The sequence below is a fragment of the Endozoicomonas sp. SESOKO2 genome, from assembly GCF_024606245.1.
GTDB lineage: Bacteria > Pseudomonadota > Gammaproteobacteria > Pseudomonadales > Endozoicomonadaceae > Endozoicomonas_A.
The window spans coordinates 1-4,748 of record NZ_JAHHPQ010000089.1 but is presented as its reverse complement, the minus strand read 5'-3'; the positions used below and the strand labels follow the sequence as shown (position 1 = coordinate 4,748).

At 51.1% G+C, this 4,748-nt stretch carries 2 protein-coding genes; both read left to right on the top strand.

Annotated elements, in window-relative coordinates:
* A partial coding sequence (locus KDK17_RS02545) for a hypothetical protein (protein ID WP_257287262.1) occupies positions 1–2,585 on the top strand: 2,585 nt, incomplete at its 5' end.
* A gap of 11 nt (positions 2,586–2,596) precedes the next feature.
* On the top strand, positions 2,597–4,748 hold a 2,152-nt coding region (locus KDK17_RS02540; protein WP_257287261.1), incomplete at its 3' end, for a hypothetical protein.

Genomic DNA, 4,748 nt, shown 5'->3' with positions numbered 1-4,748 from the left:
TAAAAGCCTTCATGTCGATGCTTTGCCTCAGGGTAGATTGGCAGCCGGGCAATGATAGGGCGTTACAAGACAACCCGATTGACCGGGAACTGATCACTCACATCGCCTCCATAAATCATGGCAAAGGCTTCCCGACGAAGAAGGAGGTAGAAGCCTTTATCTCTATGCTCTGCCTGAGAGAGGGCTGGCAGCCGGGCCTTGATGAAGCCGTTCAAAACAACCCGGTCAACCGGGAACTGCTCATGCGCATTGCTTCCATGCGTCATGACAAAGGCTTCCCGACGAAGGAGCAGGTGGAAGCCTTTATCTCTATGTCCTGTCTGAAAGAGGGCTGGCAGCCGGGCCGGGACGAGGCCGTTAAAGACAAGCCCATCGACTGGGAACTGCTCAGGAACATTGCCTCCATGAACAATGGCAAAGGCTTCCCGACCAGGAAGCAGGTGGAAGCCTTTGTCTCTATGGCCTGCCTGAAAGAGGGTTGGCAGCCGGGCCGGGACGAGGCTGTTAAAGACAAGCCTATCGACAGGGAGCTGTTAGTGCACATTGCTTCCATGAATAATGGCAGAGGCTTCCCGACGAAGAGACAGGTGGAAGTCTTTATGTCTATGTCCTGTCTGAAAGAGGGCTGGAGGAAGGGTTTCGATGAAGCCGTTCAGAACAACCCCATCAACCGGGAGCTGCTCATTTATATTGCCAGCATATGTAATAGTAGAGGCTTCCCGGTGGAGGCGAAGGTAATCGCTTTTGTTCAGTGGTTGCCTGTGAAGAACAAGAAACATTGCCTGAAGATGGCCAGCAGGGTGTTTGCAGCTTCCGGATTGCCTGAACAAAAGGAGTTGGCTGCCAATGAGAGAAGCATCCGTCAATATCTTCCTGATCTTCCAGGGCTATCCACAGAGAGTGACGACGACATCAGTGATGGAGAGGATGAGCTGGAAGAAGACGATGCAATGAATACATTGCCGTTGTTCAGTTCAATCCCCCAAAAGTGGCGTATGACGATTGGGGAGACCCTAAAAGCCCTGGCGTTGTTCTGCTCTGCTCCTCCAAAGTGGCGCATGACCATTGCGGAACTTGAACAATACCTGACCGCTTTCACAGATGACCGCAGTGAAAGAACGCAGGTGCTTTATGCCCTGGCATCGCTGATACCCATGCTCTTCCATCATGGTGGCGCGGGCGCACGCTTATGGCTGGCAAGACATCATGAAAACCAGCAAGACCAGAACGTACTGGCCAGGGCGCTCTCAATTTACGCTCCTCTGGATAACGTTAAGTTTGCCCTGACGCAGCTGCCTGAATCCGAGTGTCTGGATTACATTACACTGTGCAGAAAGCTGAATCCTGCCCCGAACAAACTGCAATGGGTGGCATTGGAGCCACTGAGGCAAAAACTGAATCAGCGATGTTCTCTGACACTGAGTAAAGCCAGGGTGTTGGAGATTCTCTGGTCGCAGCCAGAGGCTAAACGCTCAGGGTACGTAGAAAAGCTCGACAGCTTCTTCGAAACGGTGCCTTCTGTCCGCCAACTGTACTTGATACACCAGACATTCAAGCCGCAAAAAATGCAGGATTTCCTGGAAGCCTGTATTGCCCGGCAGAGCACTCACACCCTCAATGTAAAACAACAGGAGCTGCTACTGGAAGGGCTGCTGCTGGCACACTATTACCTGACTGACCACGAACAGATACCGGATCTATGCTTTTCATCGCAGGAGGCCAGTGCCGATGGCAAAGGAGTCATTATCAACGGTGATGCGCTCATGCCGGGACAAAAGCGGCTGTGGTACTTTATCGTTGCCCTGCTGATTGAGCTTGAACAGGCGCCAGAATATAAGTTTGAAAAGAACCGGCTGACGGTGCTTTCTAACGACAGAAGCATTGTATTGCCAAAACCGGAATTCAGTCTCGTGGGTAACGGTTTTATGATCAAAAACTGGTCGTTGGAACAGCTAAGAACATTTTTCGAGGCCAAAGACTTCACCGAACAGTGGTACAAGCCTCCACAGGATGAGCGGGAACTCTATGTCATCCAGCGAGATGAGAGACTGCCACGCAATAGCGCAAGCGTCCGTGAGACCCATAATGAAAAAGCGAAGCCGCTGGCACCCAGTGCCATTCTCAGCATTATCAAGTCAGGCTTGCCATTAAAACCCGCAGTCTGGGCGTCACTGGAGCACTACGCCAATCTTGGTCAGCTCACCACCCGATTGTGCAGGGCGTTGGCTCCGGTTATTCAACGGCAGGTGGAAGAGGCTCCGGAGAGCTTAAAAAACGCCGTCACCGCAAGACTGACAGAAGGTACAGATGAGGCTGCTGTCAGCCAGAGTTATTTTGCAACGGCGATGGACGCGGTGATAGACGCATTGAATCGTTTTCAGGTGCTGGAGGAAACAGAACTTGAAATGCTGGAACTTTTTCGCCACCAGATGAGTCCAAACCAGCTACTCACTGTGATCAAAAAAATGAGCGATAGGGTTGATTTGGTGACACAGCTCGACTGGTACAAAGCCTATGAGGGTAAAAAGCAAGATTTGCTTGGGCTGAATGAATGGCTATTTGAGGATGACCCACTGGACGAATAGGGAGAGTTTACGTGCCATTACCCCCAATAGATGGATCTACGCCGCCACCTTTGGACGATGGGGCTTCGGTGAGTAATGGTTCTCAAAAAGAGGGCTCTCAAAAAAAAGGCGCTCAAAAACCAAAAAGAAAGCACACCCGGACAGGGCGTCAGGCTGAACCGGCAGCCAGTGCCTCCAATATATTGCAGCATCAACAGGCCTTTGAACCATCTCACATTCCCCCCATAAAGCTACGGCGTGTTGATGAGGGTCTCTGGCGTGTGGTCTCTTCCTTCGCAGTTCAGTCCACACAAGATCCATTGGAAACTGAATCGGTTATAACGGCTGACGAAGAGCCTCAGCCAATGGCTGTAATCGAACCGGAATCAGAAAATCCACCACCCGCCAGTGACAGTATGACCCCTGTCACCGGTGAAATAGAAGATGAAGATTTTGAAGACGCTTCAGAAATCCCTCCTGAAATTCTCTCGGTGTTTTCACCTAAACATCAGGCAGTGTTGAAGAACCACTACAACGATAGCAACCCGGATACAGCCCAGGCTGTGAGAAGCGTGGTCCAAAGTGCCAAAAAACTGCTGAAAACCCTCCGCAGGAGAAAGATCGGATTATCCTACAACAGAAGTAACCCTCCATTTCCCACCCTTTTTGCCAAATTGGAAACATTGAGTGTTATTAAGCAAGCTGAGCTTCTCTCAGCGTTTTTTGCCAAGGCGACGGTCTTCTTTTCGGCGGTCAATACGGATCAAATTAAAAACACCGGCTGTCTCTCAAGCATGTTGAGATGGCCGCGTCATATAGAGCGCTTTGCAAATAAAAATGATCATGAGATTCAAGCTATTGCCGGACATCCATTCCTGAAACAGATTTCTTCTATGCGCAATAACAGAGGCTTCCCGACCATAGGCGAAGTGGATGACTTTATGAACATCGCTTGCCTGAAAAAAGGCTGGCAACCAGGCAACGATGAGGCCGTTCAGGACAACCCCATCGACCGGGAGCTGCTCGTGCACATTTCCTCCATGAATAATGGCAAAGGGTTCCCGACAGAGGAACAAGTGAAAGCCTTCATCACCATGCCCTGCCTGAGAGAAGGCTGGCAACCGGGCAATGATGAAGAGGTTCAAAACAACCCGATTAACCGGAGGCTGCTCAGGCATGTCGCTTCCATGAACAATAGCAGACGTTTTCCGTCAGAGCCTCAGGTGAAAGCCTTCATCACCATTCCTTGCCTGAAAATGGATTGGCAGCCGGGCCTCGACGAGGCGGTTAAAGACAAACCGATCGATTGGGAACTGGTTGCGCATATTGCCTCTATGAACAGTGGCAGAGGCTTCCCTGCGAAGGAGCAGTTAGAAGCCTTCATGAACATGCCTTGCCTGAAAGAGGGCTGGGAACCCGGCCATGACGAAGCCGTTCGTGGCAAACCGATCAACCGGGAACTGCTCATACGCATTTCCTCCATGAATAATGGCAAAGGATTTCCGACAAAAGAGCAAGTGGAGGCGTTTCTTAGCATGCTTTGCCTGAGAGAGGGCTGGCAGCCGGGTAATGACGAGGCCGTTAAAGACAGCCCGATCGACTGGGGGCTAGTGAAGAATATTGCTTCTATGAATAATGGCAAAGGTTTCCCGAAAGAAGCGAAAGTGAAAGCGTTCATCTCTATGATTTGCCTGAGAGAGGGCTGGCGGCCGGACCGCGACAGGGCGGTTAAAGACAATCCGGTCGACCGAAAGCTGCTCATGCATATTACCACCATGCATTGTGGCAGAGACTTCCCGACGCAAGAGCAAGTAAAAGCCTTCATCACCATACCTTGCCTGAAAGAGGGCTGGAAGCCGGGCCTTGATGAGGCTGTTAAAGACAACCCAATCGACTGGGAGCTGATTAAGAACATTGCCTCCATGCATAATGGCAGAGGTTTTCCGACAGGGCCGGAAGTGAAAGCGTTTGTGAGTATGCCTTGTCTTAAAGTGGGCTGGCAGTCGGGCAATGACGAGGCCGTTAAAGGCAATCCGATCGACCGAATGCTGCTAAGGCTCATTGCCTCCATGCATAATGGCAAAGGCTTCCCGGCAGAGTCGGAATTAAAAACCTTCATGACCATGCCCTGCCTGAAAGTGGGTTGGCAGCCGGGCTGCGACGAGGCCGTTAAAGACAGCCCGA